Annotated in this window: 12 protein-coding genes; 5 read left to right on the plus strand and 7 right to left on the minus strand. The window is 66.5% G+C overall.

The window, feature by feature from the left end; genetic code table 11:
• Positions 1–2 precede the first annotated feature (2 nt).
• The 4 genes from nagA to HFK18_RS09570 are packed head-to-tail and all read right to left on the minus strand — an operon-like array spanning position 3 to position 4586.
• Positions 3–1151: an N-acetylglucosamine-6-phosphate deacetylase gene (nagA, locus tag HFK18_RS09555; protein WP_180166023.1), complete on the minus strand. Its 1149-nt coding sequence runs from the start codon at positions 1149–1151 to the stop codon at positions 3–5.
• On the minus strand, positions 1151–2179 hold the full coding sequence (locus tag HFK18_RS09560; RefSeq protein ID WP_180166025.1) for an SIS domain-containing protein: 1029 nt from the start codon (positions 2177–2179) through the stop codon (positions 1151–1153). The genes nagA and HFK18_RS09560 overlap by 1 nt, the downstream gene beginning before the upstream one ends.
• A gap of 7 nt (positions 2180–2186) precedes the next feature.
• Positions 2187–3254, minus strand: a complete 1068-nt coding sequence (locus tag HFK18_RS09565; protein ID WP_099821016.1) for a LacI family DNA-binding transcriptional regulator — start codon at positions 3252–3254, stop codon at positions 2187–2189.
• 39 nt (positions 3255–3293) lie between these two features.
• A complete protein-coding gene (locus HFK18_RS09570) occupies positions 3294–4586 on the minus strand; it encodes a sugar MFS transporter (protein WP_108266522.1) in 1293 nt (430 codons plus the stop codon).
• A 385-nt stretch (positions 4587–4971) separates the two neighbouring features.
• On the opposite strand from HFK18_RS09570, the gene HFK18_RS09575 reads away from it, so the two are divergent.
• From HFK18_RS09575 to HFK18_RS09585, 3 genes are all read left to right on the plus strand, one after another.
• Entirely contained in the window at positions 4972–5988 is a 1017-nt protein-coding gene (locus HFK18_RS09575; protein WP_099820930.1) for a glucokinase family protein, read from the plus strand.
• 143 nt (positions 5989–6131) lie between these two features.
• The gene (locus HFK18_RS09580; protein ID WP_180166027.1) at positions 6132–8795 is read left to right on the plus strand and encodes a TonB-dependent receptor; all 2664 of its coding nucleotides are present in this window, start codon (positions 6132–6134) and stop codon (positions 8793–8795) included.
• Positions 8796–8907: 112 nt separating this feature from the next.
• Positions 8908–11262: a family 20 glycosylhydrolase gene (locus HFK18_RS09585; protein WP_180166029.1), complete on the plus strand. Its 2355-nt coding sequence runs from the start codon at positions 8908–8910 to the stop codon at positions 11260–11262.
• Positions 11263–11465: 203 nt separating this feature from the next.
• Here the strand turns inward: HFK18_RS09585 and HFK18_RS09590 are convergent, their stop codons facing one another.
• Positions 11466–11858, minus strand: a complete 393-nt coding sequence (locus HFK18_RS09590; RefSeq protein ID WP_180166031.1) for a VanZ family protein — start codon at positions 11856–11858, stop codon at positions 11466–11468.
• Positions 11855–13039 (minus strand): SAM-dependent methyltransferase, encoded by a 1185-nt coding sequence (locus tag HFK18_RS09595; RefSeq protein ID WP_180166033.1) that lies wholly within the window; start codon positions 13037–13039, stop codon positions 11855–11857. The genes HFK18_RS09590 and HFK18_RS09595 overlap by 4 nt, the downstream gene beginning before the upstream one ends.
• Before the next feature lie 59 nt (positions 13040–13098).
• Between HFK18_RS09595 and HFK18_RS09600 the strand changes: the two genes are divergently transcribed.
• The gene (locus tag HFK18_RS09600) at positions 13099–13836 is read left to right on the plus strand and encodes a pteridine reductase (RefSeq protein WP_099820925.1); all 738 of its coding nucleotides are present in this window, start codon (positions 13099–13101) and stop codon (positions 13834–13836) included.
• Between the two features lie 33 nt (positions 13837–13869).
• Here the strand turns inward: HFK18_RS09600 and folK are convergent, their stop codons facing one another.
• Positions 13870–14370, minus strand: a complete 501-nt coding sequence (gene folK, locus HFK18_RS09605; RefSeq protein WP_180166034.1) for a 2-amino-4-hydroxy-6-hydroxymethyldihydropteridine diphosphokinase — start codon at positions 14368–14370, stop codon at positions 13870–13872.
• Positions 14371–14463: 93 nt separating this feature from the next.
• Between folK and HFK18_RS09610 the strand changes: the two genes are divergently transcribed.
• Positions 14464–15213, plus strand: a complete 750-nt coding sequence (locus tag HFK18_RS09610; protein ID WP_180166036.1) for a 20S proteasome subunit A/B — start codon at positions 14464–14466, stop codon at positions 15211–15213.
• Positions 15214–15215 lie beyond the last annotated feature (2 nt).

A 15215-nucleotide genomic window follows, 5' to 3' on the forward strand; every position in this document is an offset into this window, starting at 1 on the left:
CGTCAAGCCACCTCGTACTGGCCGGCGATCCACGTACCGCGTACCTGCAGTGCATCGTCCAGCAGCACCAGGTCGGCCTGGTAGCCCTCGGCGATGTGACCCAGGCGGTCATCAACATTGAGGAACTGCGCCGGATAGGTCGAGGCCATGCGCGCTGCTTCAGCCAGCGGCTGGCGCAGCAGCTGCACGGTGTTGCGCACGGCGGTGGCCATGTCCAGCGCCGAACCGGCCAGCGAGCCGGCGGCGTTGCGCACTACGCCATCGATGGCAGTGATGGTTTCGCCATACAGCACGTAGCTGGGATCGTCGGCACCGACCGGCGGCATCGCATCGGTCACCAGCAGCAGGCGGCCGCGCGGCTTGGCCGCCAGCGCCACGCGCAGGCTGGCCGGATGCACGTGCACGCCATCGACGATGATGCCGATCCAGCTGTCGCGATCTTCCAGCGCCGCGCCGACTGCGCCGGGCTCGCGCCCCTGCAACGGCGACATCGCGTTGTACAGATGGGTGAAGCCACGCACGCCGGCATCGAGGCCGGCACGGATCTCTTCATAGGTACCGGCGGTGTGGCCGGCGGCGACGATCACCCCGCGTTCGACCAGCGCGCGGATGGTCTCCAGCGGCACGCGCTCCGGCGCCAGGGTCAGCAGGGTGACGCCGTTGTCCAGCGAAGACGCCAGTTCGATCTCTTCCGCGTCCGGCACGCGGAACTTGCTGGCATCGTGCGTGCCTTTGCGCGCCGGTGCGATGTACGGGCCTTCCAGGTGGATGCCGATCACGCCCGGCACGCCCTGTGCAATGGCCTCGCGCATCGCAGCGATCGCCTCGCGCATCACACCGAGGTCATCGCTGATCAGGGTCGGCAGCATCGCGGTGGTGCCGAAGCGGCGATGCGCACGCGCAATCGTGCGCAGCGACGCCACGTCGGGCGTGTTGTTGAACAGCGCGCCACCACCGCCATTGACCTGCACATCGATGAAGCCCGGCAGCAGCCAGCCGCCACCCAGGTCCACCTGCTCGTCAGCCATGCCCAGCTGCGGTGCAGCGTCGGGCAGCAGCGCGCTGATGTGGCCGTCTTCGATGACCACCGCAAGATCGTCGCGGAACTCATCGCCGGCAAGAATGCGAGCATTGCGCAGCACGGTTGCCATCACACCGTCTCCGTAACCTTGTTCAGATGCGGCGGCAGATCCGGGTTGAAGCCGCGGCGCAGCGCCAGCGCATTGATCGCGCGGTAGAAGCTCTGCACGGTCAGCAGCGGCGCGCACAACGGATGCGGCGCAGCGGCGACGGGCAGGTTGCCGCCGGCACCAGCCAGCCACACCTGGGCGCCACGCGCGGTGAATTCTTCAGCCACGGCGCGGGTGCCGGCACCGGTTTCATCAGGCTGGGCGAAGGCCAGCACCGGGAAGCCGCGATCGACCAGCGCCATCGGCCCATGCTTGACCTCGGCCGAGCTGTAGGCCTCGGCGTGCAGGCTGCAGGTTTCCTTGAACTTCAGCGCGGCCTCCTGCGCTGCGCCGAGGCCCAGGCCACGACCAAGCACGAACAGGTTGTTGGCCTCCACCAGGCCCTCGGTCACTGCGCTCCAGTCGCACTGCCAGGCCTCGCGCATCGCATCGGGCAGCAGGTCCAGGGCATTGCGCAGCGCGCTGTCCTGCTTCCAGTACGCGGCCAGCTGCAGCAGCGCGGACAACGAGGCGAGGTAACTCTTGGTCGCCGCCACGCTTTTTTCCACGCCGGCATGCAGCGGGATGACCGTGTCGGCAAGCTGTGCCAGCGGCGAATCCTCGACGTTGACCAGCGCCACAACGCGCGCGCCAGCGGCCTTGGCCGCCTCGGCGTTGCGCAGCAGGTCCGGGCTTTTGCCGGACTGCGAGATGACGATGAACAACGCACCGCGCAGCTGCAACGGTGCGGCGTAGACCGAACCCACCGACGGCGAGGCCGAGGCAACGACCAGGCCCAGCTGGGTTTCCAGCAGGTACTTGCCGTAGGTCGCGGCATGGTCGGAGCTGCCACGTGCGCAGGTCACCACGAACGGCGGCGGCGCAGCGCGCAGGCTGGCTGCCAGCGTTTCCATCACGGCATGGTTGCGGGCGAACTGACGGGCAACGACGTCAGCCGCTTCGGCGGCCTCGGCGAACATCAGGGTGGCGGTGGGGTCGGACAGCGACATGGCAGGCTCAGGAAGGATCGGAAGGAAGGGGACGGGCGGCGGCAGGCCGCATCGGTGCGGTCGAGCCGCGCACCACCAGCTGCGGCACGAAGCCCTGGTTGTGCAGCGGCGCCGGCGCATCGTCGTAGGCATCACTGCGCAGCTGCGCGATCAGCAGGCGCGCGGCATGGCGGGCGATGTCCTCGGTGGCCTGCTTGGCGGTGGTCAGCGGCGGCCACGACTGGCGCGAGAACGGGCTGTCCTCGAAGCCGGCGATGGACAGGTCGTAGGGCACGTTCATGCCGGCCGACTTCGCTGCCGCCAGCACACCGGCGGCGATTTCATCGTTGGAACCGAAGATGGCGGTGGGCGGTTCGCGCAGTGCCAGCAGGCGCCGCGCACCACGGAAGCCGTCATCGAAGGTGTAGTCGCCCTGCACCACCAGATGCTTGTCCACGGTCATGCCGTAGTCCTTCAGCGCGGCCTCGTAACCGGCGTAGCGCTCGCCCGACGACCGGTGCGAGGTGCCACCCCAAAGGAAGCCGATGCGCTGGTGGCCCAGCTGGATCAGGTGTTCGGTGATTTCGTAGGCGGCTTCGCGGTCGTCGACGAACACGCAGGCGCCATCGGCCGGATCTTCAGTGGCCGCGATGATCCGCACCAGCTTGATGCCCCGCGCAGTGAGCGCCTGGATCAGATCGCGACGTTCGGACATCGGTGCGGTCAGCACCAGCCCGGCCAGGCGTGAGCGCTGCACCCAGTCGGCCAGTTCATCGGCCAGCAGCGGCGAACTGGAATCGCACGGATGGATCTGCAGGCCGAAGCCGGTTTCGCGGCAGGCGGCGAGCACGCCGTTCTGCACGCCGATGATGTGGTACGGGTTCGGGTTGTCGTACACCAGCCCGATCACGAAGGTGGTGCCGCTGCGCAGGTTGCGCGCGGAGGGGTCGGGTTCGTAGTCGAGCTCGGCGATGGCACGCAGCACCCGCGCACGGGTGGCCTGCATCACCGAGGGCTCGTTGTTGATCACCCGCGACACCGTCTTCAGCGAGACCTTGGCCTTTTCGGCAACGTCCTTGATGGTCGCTCTGCGCATCGGCTTTTCCTGGGGTTGGCTGCCGTCCATCATCGCCGATCAGCCCTTGTCCTGCGGCAGGCCGACGCGATGGCCGACCACCGAGTAGAACAGGATGTACAGGTAGCACGGCACCATCAGCAGCAGGAATACCAGCTGGAAGTCGATGTGCTGCTTGAGCACGGCGAACAGCTGCGGAATGATCGCGCCGCCGGCGATGCCCATCACCAGCAGCGCCGAACCGGTTTCGGTGAAGCGGCCCAGGCCACGGATCGCCAGCGGGAAGATCGCCGGCCACATCATCGCGTTGGCAAAGCCCAGCAGCGCCACGAAGGCGACCGACACATAGCCGTGGGTGAAGAAGGCGCCCAGGCAGAACACCACGCCCAGTACCGCCGAGACGGTCAGGTAGCGCGACTGCGAGACCACCTTCGGGATCAGCAGCAGGCCCACCACGTAGCCCACCAGCATCGCGCCCAGGGTGAGCGAGGTGAACATCTTGGTCTGGTCCAGCGGCAGGTCGAAGCCATGACCGTAGGTACCGATGGCATCACCGGCCATCACTTCCACGCCGACATAGACGAACAGGCACAGCACGCCCAGCCACAGATGCGGGAACTGGAAGATGCTGCTGCGCTCGGCCTTGCCCGGTGCGCCGGCCGGGGTGGCATTGGCCTCGGAGGCCTTGATTTCAGGCAGCGGCGAGAACAGTACCGCCACCGCCAGCACCACCAGCAAGCCGGCCATGGCCAGGTACGGCGCGTGGATCTTGGCGGCGAATTCGTTCAGCAGCTGCGCCTTGGTCGCTTCATCGGCAGCGGCCACCGTGGCCGACAGATCGCCGATGCCATGCAGCACCACCGTGCCGATCAGCACCGGCGCCAGCATGCCGGCGATCTTGTTGCAGATGCCCATCATCGCGATGCGCCGTGCGGCGGTTTCAATCGGGCCGAGGATGGAGATGTACGGGTTGATCGCGGTCTGCAGCAAGGCAAGTCCACTACCGATCACGAACAGGCCGCCGAGCGCGCCGGGGTACCAGCGCTGGGTGGCGAATTCGCCGAACAACGCCGCACCACCGGCCATCACCAGCAGGCTCAGGCTCAGCCCCTTCTTCATGCCCGTGCGGCGCAGGATCCACGACGCCGGCAGGGCCAGGAAGAAGTAGGACAGGTAGAACACCATCAGCACCAGGAAGGCGCCGACCTCGCTGAGCTCGAAGGCGAGTTTGACGAAGGTGATCAACGGGCCGTTGAGCCAGGTGAAGAAGCCGATCAGGAAAAACAGCACGCCGACGATGGCGATGGACGAGGCCACGTTCGGGCGTGCGCTTGCAGCGGGGACGGCTGACATCAGGAAGGCTCCTGCGGCGACGGCCGCAGAACACGGCGTCGGAGAGTGGCTGGGAACAACGTTGTCACATTCTTTCGGTGGACGAGGACCGTTTGTCAACTTCCATGCACGGGCCACCACATCGGATGCTGCACTGCGCAAGCCCGCTGCACGGCCATCCGCTGAATGCGCTTCGCCCTTGAAGCCCCTTGCTGCAACGGTTCTGCCATGGTCGCCGCACTCACGCCATGTAAACGTTTACGGCGATCTGCATTCGCTGCGGCGCAGCAACGAAAGTGTCACGAACTCGTTGACATCGTTGTCAACGCGGTTACAGACTCCGCCCCAATCGCCGGCTTCATCGTTGCCCTTCCCGGGGCCGGCCCCACCTGCTGCAGGAGCCCGCGTGACCGCCAGCCATCCCGCCCCGGCCCATGTCCTGTCCCGCGTCGCGCCCTCGTTCCTGGCTGCCGACGTTGGCGGCACCCATGTGCGTGTCGCCCGGGTCCAGGCCAGCGGCGACGATGCCCATCCGGTGCAGGTGCTCGATTACCGCAAGTACCGCAACGCCGACCATGCCGGGCTCAGCGCGATCCTCGCCGACTTCCTGGCCGAAGGCCCGCGCCCGTCGCACTGCGTGGTCGCCACCGCCGGCTATGCCCGCGAAGACGGCACGGTGATCACCGCCAACGTGCCATGGCCGTTGTCGGCGCGGCAGATCGAGGCCGACGTCGGCCTGCAGCGGGTGCACATCGTCAATGACTTCGAAGCGGTGGCCTATGCAGCCGCGCAGGTCGATGCCAGTGGCGTGCTGCACCTGTGTGGCCCGGACAGTGCACCGCGCGGCCCGACCCTGGTGGTCGGCCCCGGCACCGGCCTGGGTGCAGCGTTGTGGATTCCCACGGCCAACGGCCCGGTGGTGCTGGCCACCGAAGCTGGCCAGCCGACCCTGGCCGCCAGCACCGAACTGGAAATGGCGATCGTCCGCCACATGCAGCGCGACCGCGCGCATGTGTCGATCGAACATGCGATCTCCGGCCCCGGCCTGATGAACCTGTACCGCGCGATCTGCGCGCTGCAGGACCAGGCGCCGGCGCTGGCCAGCCCCGATGCGGTCACCGCTGCGGCAATGGCCGGTAGCGATCCGCTGGCACGGCAGGCGCTGGATGTGTTCTGCGGCCTGCTCGGCAGCACCATCGGCGACATGGCCCTGTTCTATGGCGCCCACGGCGGGGTCTACCTGGCCGGTGGAATCCTGCCGCAGATCCGCGAGTACCTGCGTACCAGCACCTTCGTCGAACGCTACCTGCAGAAGGGGCCGATGGGCGAGGCGCTGGCACGCATCCCGGTGAAGGTGGTCGAACACGGACAGCTGGGCGTGATCGGCGCTGCCAGCTGGTACCTGCTCCACGCCGACGCCTGAACCTGCAAACGGCTTCAACGCAATCGCAGCACGCAGTACGTGGCACGCCAATGCCCGGGACATCGCCGCCGCCCCGCGCACGTCATCGCAACCGCAATCCCATATCGCCGCCGGCATCCAATCGAGTGATGAGGAGAGACATCATGAATACCCGCAAGACCTTGCTTTCGGCCGCCATCGTCAGCTGCATCGCCTTCAGTGCGCACGCGCAGCAGGCCGCCCCGACCGCCACCGATCTGGACACCGTCACCGTTACCGGTATCCGCGGTTCGATGGAAAAGTCGCTGGACACCAAGCGCGAAGCCAATGCGCGCGTGGAAGTGGTCACCGCCGAAGACGTGGGCAAGCTGCCGGCGCACAACGTTGCCGACACCCTGCAGCGCCTGCCGGGCGTCAACATCAGCTCGTCCAGCGCCGATGAAGGCGGCTTCGACGAAGCCGACCGTGTCAGCCTGCGCGGCACCAGCCCCAGCCTCACCCAGACCCTGATCAACGGCCACACCGTCGGTTCGGCCGACTGGTTCGTGCTCAGCCAGGGCAACAACGTCGGTCGCAGCGTCAGCTACTCGCTGCTGCCGTCGGAACTGGTCAGCTCGGTGGAAGTGAACAAGTCCTCGCAGGCCAAGCTGCAGGACGGTGGTACCACCGGTACCGTCAACATCATCACCCGCAAGCCGCTGGAATTCTCCAAGCAGTTCACTGCGGAAGGCTCGATCGGCATGGTGCGTTCGGACCAGGCCAAGTCGAACGACCCGCAGTACTCCGCATTGTTCAACTACAAGAACGACGAAGGCACCTTCGGCGTGATGGTGCAGGGCTTCAGCCAGAAGCGCGAACTGCGCCGTGAAGCGCAGGAAATTCCGGGTGGCTTCTTCAAGATCGGCGCCGACGATCCCGTCGCCAAGACCAACCCGGACCTGATCGGCGTCAACGTTCCCGGCCTGCTGGGTTCGACCCTGTTCGAACAGACCCGTGAGCGCAAGGGTGGCCTGGTCTCGCTGCAGTTCAAGCCGACCGACACCCTCACCCTGGGCCTGAATGGTTTCAGCTCCAAGCTGGAAGCCAACAACTACAACCGCAACTTCATGATGTTCGGCAACAGCTTCGCCAAGTCGCAGGCGCCGAATCCGGGCTATGTGGTCAAGGACGGCGTGCTGACCAACGCCACCTACGCGGGCGTGCCGGGCACCAATTACGCGGTGTACGACATGATCTACCGCGAGTCGACGGCCAAGTCGAGCTACGTCACCTTCGATGCCGACTGGCAGATCAGCGACAGCCTGACCGCCAAGTTCCAGGCCGGCAGCACCAAGGGCACCGGCGAAACCCCGCGCCAGTACATCGCCGAGGTCACCGTGGGCAGCGGCGGTGGCGCCAGTTGGGCCACGCACGGCAGCGGCTCGCCGATCGACTGGAACGTCGGCGGCGACCTCTCGCCCAATGGCGTCACCAGCTTCGGCACCTGGGGCAACCAGCAGGTCACCGCCGAAGACAAGGAGAAGTGGGCCACGCTCGACTTCAACCAGTACTTCAACGATGGCGGCGTGCTGAGCTCCATCGACTTCGGTCTGCGCTTCGCCGACCACAAGCGCGAAGCGCTGTCGCCGGAGGGTGCAACCCCGGGTGACATCTGGAGCGCGCTGAAGAACGGTGCCACCTCCAACTATCCGAACGGATTCGCTGGCGATATCGGCGGCAACTTCCCGCGCAACATCTGGTACTTCACCCCGGGTGCGCTGAAGGACGCGGTGACCAACAACTCCACCTGGCTTGCCGGCAACGACGGCCCGACCGGTCGCCACAACTACGGTGCCGAGTGGCAGGTGAAGGAAAAGAACTTCGCCGGTTACGTGCAGGCCAACTTCCGCGGCGACTGGTGGAGCGGCAACGTCGGCCTGCGCTACGTCAACATCAAGCAGGACATCAACACCTACAACGCCGTAAGCAAGGCCGCCGACGCAGATGTCAGCAGCCTGTTCGGCATGTGGGAGAGCGTGGCCTTCCAGAACAAGCGCAACCGCGTGCTGCCCAGCGCCAACATCAAGTTCGACCTGGACGACAACCTCGTGCTGCGCGTGGCTGCTTCGCAGACCCAGACCCTGCCGGACTACTCGGCGCTGGGCGCATCGTCCTACGGTTCGGACCTGAACCGGACCGGCGGTGGCGGCAATCCGAACCTCAAGCCGACCCTGTCCACCAACCTGGATGCGAACCTGGAGTGGTACTTCATGCCGCGCGGCCTGCTGTCGGTCGGCGCTTACCACATGGACCTGAAGGACTACATCGCCTTCGACGTGGTCTCGCGCCAGCTGTACAGCGAACTGACCAACCAGCTTGAGACCTACCAGATCTCCACCCCGATCAATGCCGACGGCAAGGTCACCGGCGTGGAAGTGGCCTACGAGCAGCCGATCGGCGAGTACTTCGGCGTCAACGCCAACTACACCTACGCCAACGGCACGACCGCGCACACCTGGTCCGATGGTTCGCACAACCTGCTGGGCACCTCGAAGAACACCTACAACGTGGGCGCATACTTCGAGAACGAGCGCTTCGGTGCACGGGTCAGCTACACCCACCGTTCGTCGTTCCTGATCAGCCTGTCGGGCACCAACCCGTACTACCAGGATGACTTCGGCACGCTGTCGGCGTCGCTGAGCTTCAAGGCCACCGACTGGCTGAGCATCAGCCTGGATGGCCTGAACCTCAACAACCCGACCTACAAGTACTACCAGACCGCGGCCATTCCGACCTCGTTCTACAGCAACGGTCGCCAGTACTACCTGAACTTCCGCTTCAAGTACTGATCCAGCGGCAGCTTCATCGCCGAGTCGTGCACGCACGCCGGGCCTGGGTCATTCCGGGCCCGGCGTTTTTCATGTATAGCGAACATCGCACCCGATCCAAGGAGTCCTTCCGATGACGAAGCCCACCCGCGCCAGCATGCGCAGCCTTCTGCTGCTGGGCAGCCTGCTGGCCGCCCTGCCCGTGCTGCCGGCACTGGCCGCCGATGCCCCGGCACTCGATACCGGCCCCGGCCCGCAGCTGCGCGCCGGCAGCCTGATGCTGATTCCCGCACCGGCCAACGTGCAGCGCGGCAACGGTGCGGGCATCACCGTCGGCGCGGGCACCGTGCTGCAGGCCGATGGCGAAGCCGCACAGCGCGTCGCTGCACAGTTCGCCGACCTGCTGGCACGCAGTGGTGGGCCGCGCCTGGCAGTGGCCAACGGCAAGGCCGCCGCCAAGGGCGGCGGCATCCGCTTCCAGATCGTGCCGACCTTCCGCGACAGTGGCGAAGGCTACACGCTGGAAAGCACCGCGCAGGGCGTGCTGGTGCAGGCCGGCAACGAGACCGGCCTGTTCTACGGCGCCACCACCTTGGCCCAGCTCGCCACCGGCGGCAGCAACGGCGTGCTGCCGGCTGTGCAGATCCAGGATGCGCCGCGTTTCAGCTGGCGTGGCTTCATGCTCGACTCGGCGCGGCACTTCCAGAGCCTGGACGAGATCAAGCGCGTGCTCGATGCGATGGCCGCGCACAAGCTCAACACGTTCCATTGGCACCTGACCGACGACCAGGGCTGGCGCATGGAGATCAAGCGCTACCCGAAGCTGACCGGCGTCGGCAGCTGCCGCCTGCCGGCCGGTGACGGCGGCATCGATCCGGTCAGCGGCAAGGAGCATCCGTACTGCGGCTTCTACACGCAGGATCAGATCCGCGAAGTGATCGCCTACGCCGCCAAGCTGCACATCCAGGTGATTCCGGAGATCGATGTCCCCGGCCACGCCACGGCGGCGATCGCCGCTTATCCGGAACTGGGCACGATCGACGTGCCACTGAAGCCGTTGAGCGAATGGGGCGTGTTCCCGAACCTGTTCAACGTCGAGGACGGCACCGTCACCTTCCTGGAAAACGTGCTGGAAGAAGTCATCGCCCTGTTCCCTGCCAAGTACGTGCACGTAGGTGGCGACGAGGCAGTGAAGGACCAGTGGGAGGCCTCAAAGCAGGTGCAGCAGCGTATGCGCGCGCTCGGCATCAAGGATGAGATGGCCATGCAGAGCCACATCATCAAGCGCCTGGAAACCTTCCTGGAAGAACACGACCGTCGCCTCATCGGCTGGGACGAAATCCTTGAAGGCGGCCTGCCGCCGCAGGCCACGGTGATGTCCTGGCGCGGTACCGAGGGTGGGCTGGCCGCGGCCAGCGCGGGCCACGATGTGGTGATGTCGCCTGTCAGCCACCTGTACCTGGATTACCTGCAGACCGCCTCGCCGAACGAGCCGCCGGGCCGGCCGACGCAGGTGAACCTGGCCAAGCTCTACAACTACGAACCGGTGCCGGCCGAACTGGCAGCCGACAAGCGCGGTCACATCCTCGGCCTGCAGGCGAACATGTTCACCGAGCACACGCGCACCTACGCGCGTCTGCAGCACAACCTGTTCCCGCGACTGGCCGCCGTGGCCGAGACCGGCTGGAGCACGCCGGAGCATCGTGATTTCCGCGACTTCCTGGCCCGTCTGCCCTCGCAGCTGCAGCGCTATCGGGCCTGGGGACTGGCGTATGCACAGACGCCGTTTGAAGTGGGCGTGGCCTACACCGATGACCGCGCGGCGAACACGGTGACCGTGTCGCTGGCCAATCCGCTGGGCTATGAAGTGCGCTACAGCAAAGACGGAAAGCCGGTGACCGCGCAGTCGCCGCTGTACCAGCAGCCGCTGACGTCCTCGCTGCCGGCGACGGTGCAGGCGGCTGCGTTCTACCAGGACCAGCCGCTGGCCGCTACGCCGACGGTGACGTCGTACACCGCGCAGTCGCTGCTGTCGCGGCACAGCGAAGAACTGCGCAGCTGCGTGGGCGAGAAGGGCCTGGTACTGCGCCTGGAAGATGATGGTCCGCGCGAAGGTGCGCGTGCGGTGTTCACCGTCGACATCTTCCAGCCGTGCTGGCGTTGGCCGCAGGCACAGCTCGATGGCATCAGCAGCGTGGAAGTGCGTGCGGGCCGCATTCCGTACTACTTCCAGCTGGCCCACGACGAGCCGAAGCGTCGCTTCGAAAAGGCCCGGAGCGCGCACGGCGAAATGCTGATCCGCCGCGGTGACTGCACGGGCAAGGTGCTGGCACAGGTGCCGCTGCCGGCGCAGACCGATGCCGATGGCTTCGTCAGCCTGCGCGCAGCGCTGCCGAAGGGCACCTCGGGCACGGGTGATCTGTGCATCAACTTCACCGGCGACACGCGCCCGGCGATGTGGGTGCTGGATGAGGTGACGCTCCGGTAGCTGCCAACCCTGGTTGGCGCCAGGGAGATTCATCCACGCATGGCGTGGATCTACTGGTAGCTGCCAACCTTGGTTGGCGCCGGGAAGATTCATCCACGCATGGCGTGGATCTACTGGTAGCTGCCAACCTTGGTTGGCGCCGGGAAGATTCATCCACGCGTGGCGTGGATCTACTGGTAGGTGCCAACCTTGGTTGGCACGCCTTACCCCCGCCAGCGCAGCAGGATGTCGCGCAGCGGGGTCAATGCGGTGGCCATCCCCACCAACACGCCGATGGTGTTGGCCACCGCATCCATCGGATCGGCCATGCGGTTGCTGGTCAACGCGCCCTGCGCGAACTCGATGCCGACGCCCATCAGCACCAGGCCAGCCGCCACCCACAGCAGTGGGCGGCCACGCCGGAACAACTGCACCGCGCTGCCGGCCAGGATGAAATAGGCCAGGAAATGCTCGCCCTTGTCGCTGTTTTCCGGCAGCGGGATCGGCGGCGGCGGAATCAGGCAGACCACGATCACCGTCAGCACCGCCAACACCCACAACGCGCTCCACAGGCGTGGCCGCTGCAGCGGCTTGATCACCGGCAATGCTGCACTCACAGGCGCCAGCTCAGGTCGCCCAGTTCGAACGCCGGTTCGAAATCAACGTCGCGCTGCAGGCCAATGGCCTGGAAACGCTCGCCCATCTCCGTTGGCAGGGTCAGCTTCTTCACCTGGTCACGCAGCTGGATGCGGCCCACTTCATCGGTGCGCTCCTCGGCCAGGGTCAGTACCTGGTCCAGGCCGTTGCCGAGCAGGAAACTGGCCTGGCTGCAGTAACCGGCCAACTCAAAACCGCCGTGCAGGCCGGCCTCGGCCATGGCGGTGAAATCGACCGATGCGGTGATGTCCTGCAGGCCCGGCCAACGATGGATCTCGTTGTGCACGTGGTGGCGGTAGAACGCGCGTACGGTGCCATCATCGCGCTCTTCCTGGTAGAACTCGCCCCGGTTGTAGCCGTAATCCACGAACAGCATCGCGCCGCGGCGCAGGCCACCGGCCACCGCCTGCAGCCAGTACGGCAGCTGCGGCAGCACCTCGGAACGGTAGCCATCGGCAAAGGGCTTTTCCAGGTAGCGTTCGAGGTGGCGCACCGCGCCGTTGAGCAGCAGGTCGGCCGGCTGCGCGCCACGGATGAAGTTGCCCTGCCCGTCCAGCTCGACCGTTTCCTCGTACACCTCGCCGTCCTTGATCAGGAAGCGCGGTGTCGGCAGCGCATCGATCACCTCGTTGGCGAACACCACGCCGTCCCAGTCGTCCTCGAACGGGCGATCAAGCCACTCCACCCGGCTGGCCAGCTCAGGCAGCAGGTTCTGCTGCAGGCGCTCCTGCTGGCGCTGGCGCAGGTCCGCGCTGGGTTCGAGAATCGCGTAACGGGCAGGCAGTGCGTCCAGCTCGGCCAGGCGCAGCAGCACCGCCTCGGCGAAGGCACCCGTGCCGCCGCCCAGTTCCAGCATCCGCGCCTGCGCATCGAGCTGGCCGAACACCGGCGCCAGCGCATTGGCTACGCTGCCGGCGAACAGGCTGCCCAGCTCGGGTGCGGTGGTGAAATCGCCGCTGCCGCCGAATTTGCTGGCGCCGGCGCTGTAGTAACCCCAGCCCGGCGTGTACAGGCACAGCTCCATGAAGCGGGAGAACGGCATCGCCCCGCCCTGTGCGAGGATCTCGGCGCGCAGTGCGGCGGCCAGTTGATCGCTGTGGGCCAGGGCATCGGCTTCGGGCAGGGGGAAGGTAGGCTGCATGGCGTCTTCGAATGCGGTGACAATGGTGCACAGGATAGCCGAGCCTTGGAGGACCCTCGATGAGTGACACCGCCCCCGTGGCCCTGATCACCGGCAGCGCGCGCCGGATCGGCGCGGCCATCGCCCGCCAGTTCCACGCCTGTGGCTGGTCGGTGGTGCTGCATGCCCATACCTCCAGCGCCGAACTGCAGCAGGCCGCCTTCAACCTGGACAACGAGCGCCCCGGCAGCGTGCTGGCGTTGCAGGCCGACCTGCGCGACGCCGACGCCCTGGCCGATCTGGTCGAGCAGGCGGTGACCCACTTCGGCCGCCTCGATGCGCTGGTCAACAACGCCTCCAACTTCTTCCCCACCCCGCTCGGCCAGGTCACCGCCGAGGCGATGGACGAGCTGTACGCGGTCAACGCGCGCGCGCCGCTGCTGCTGGCCCAGGCCGCCGCGCCGTACCTGCGCCGCCAGCACGGCTGCATCGTCAACCTGACCGACCTGCACGGCACCGACCCGATGCCCAACCACATCGCCTACACGATGGCCAAGGCGGCGCTGGAGATGGCGACCCGCTCGCTGGCGCTGGAACTGGCGCCGAAGGTGCGGGTGAATGCAGTGGCGCCCGGTGCGATCCTGTGGCCGGAACAGGGCAAGGACGATTTCGCCCGCGAGGCGCTGCTGGCACGCACGCCGCTGGCGCGGATCGGCACGGTCGAGGAAATCGCCGAAGCGGTGTACTGGCTGGCGGCCGAGGCCAGCTTCGTCACCGGTCACACCCTGCGTGTGGATGGTGGGCGTACGGTGAGTTGATCGTTCAGCCACCCATGGGGTGGCTGCGTCGGGTCAATCCAGCGCGTCGGGGTCCAGCTCGACCGTCTCGAACGCTTCGCCATACTGCTTGTGTGCGCGCCACAACGTGGCCAGGTCCAGGCCGCTGACCGGATCGATGAAATCCGGGGCGATATCAGCCAGCGGCTTCAGCACGAAGGCATGTTTCAGTTCCGGGCGCGGAATGCGCAGATGGCCGGGGCCTTCCACCACCAGGTCGCCATAGAACACCACGTCGACATCCAGGGTCCGGTCGGAGAAACGCGGACCGCTGCGATCACGACCGTGCGCATCTTCCAGCGCATGCAGCCAGTCATCCAGTTCCTGCAGCGGCAGCTCGGTCTCGATGGCAACGCCATTGTTGAGGAAGGCCGGACCCTCGAAACCGACGGCGGCGGTACGGTAGGCGGCAGACACCTGCAGCGCACCAAAGCGCTCGCGCAGGGCCGCCACCGCAGCGTGGAGGTAGCGGCGGGGGTGGACGTTGCTGCCCAGGCTCAGGAGCACGGTGGTCATGCGGTTCCGGTGACGGCAATCAGGTGGAGCGCGGGCATGCCATCGTCACAACGGCCTGCCTACAATCCGGGACGCATATGATAGGGCACCGACATGACCTATTGCGTTGGAATCGAGGTGGACGAGGGCCTGGTCTTCGCCGCCGACACCCGCACCAATGCCGCGTTGGACGATGTCCGCGTGCACCGCAAACTGCACGTGTTCGAATACCCCGGCCAGGCCGCCTACGTGGTGATGGCGGCCGGCAACCTGGCCACGACGCAGTTGCTGGTGTCACGGCTGAAGCGCGATGCCGACGAGCGGCGCACACCGAACCTGCGCGACATGGCCCATCTGTTCGAGGCTGCGGCCTACGTCGGCTCCCTGCTGGTGGACAGCCAGGTGCAGAACCAGCACACCGAACACGGCCATGACGGGGTGAACACCCAGGCGACGCTGATCTTCGGCGGGCAGATTGCCGGCGAACAGCCTGGCCTGTACATGGTCTACCCGCTGGGCAACGCCATCGCTGCCTCGCCGGAAACGCCCTATCTGCAGATCGGTGAATCCAAGTACGGCAAGCCGATCCTGGACCGCATCCTGACCCCATCCACGCATCTGGAAGACGCCGCACGCACGGCAATCGTTTCGCTCGATTCGACCATCCGGTCCAACCTGTCGGTGGGCCTGCCGGTGGATATGGCGCTGCTGCGGGCCGGCGAACTGCGGATCAGCCAGCAGCTGCGGCTGGGCGCCGATTCAGCGCTATACGCCGACATCCATCAGAACTGGTCGCGGCGGCTGGAACAGGCGGTGGAAAGCCTGCCACGGTTTCCGTGGGAAACGACGGATCGCCCGGACTGAAA

This window comes from Stenotrophomonas sp. SbOxS2, from assembly GCF_013416715.1.
Taxonomy (GTDB): domain Bacteria; phylum Pseudomonadota; class Gammaproteobacteria; order Xanthomonadales; family Xanthomonadaceae; genus Stenotrophomonas; species Stenotrophomonas lactitubi.